This is a genomic window from Aquisphaera insulae, from assembly GCF_011064615.1.
GTDB classification, from domain to species: Bacteria; Planctomycetota; Planctomycetia; order Isosphaerales; family Isosphaeraceae; genus Aquisphaera; species Aquisphaera insulae.
Genome location: NZ_JAALJH010000267.1, coordinates 1 through 431 on the forward strand (window position 1 = coordinate 1; position 431 = coordinate 431).

Consider the following 431-nt stretch of genomic DNA (forward strand, 5'->3'; position numbering starts at 1 on the left):
TGCGTCCCCCCAGACCACGTCGTTGCCCCGGTGACGGTCACCGTCGCTGACCCGCCCAGGATCCCACCAGACTGCATCAGCGTCGACGTGGTCGCGGCAGAGTTGAAGTCCACCTCGCCGTTGCTCACGGCCGTCGAGCCGGCCGTCGTGTATGAGCCCTCGATCGTTACATTCGCCCCGCTGAAGCTAAACGTGCTGCCGGACGCCCCCACGACCTTCGACCCCGCCGGCAGGTCGAACGTCCCACCGTTGAAATCCAGGTCGCCTCCCGACGCCGCGGTGAGCGTCGATGCCGCCGTGAAGGTCCCACCTCCCTGCAGGCTGAGCGTTCCGGAGGCCGCGTTCACTGTGCCGGAGTTGGTGAGGGAGACGTTGCCGCCGACCAGGCTGGTGCCGGTGCCGTCGGTCTTGGCGAGCGTTCCGGCGTTGAT

General features: G+C 68.0%; 1 pseudogene. It reads right to left on the reverse strand.

Annotation, left to right across the window (positions count from 1 at the left end):
• A pseudogene (locus tag G6O54_RS37090) lies at positions 1-431 on the reverse strand (hypothetical protein); the annotation flags it as partial.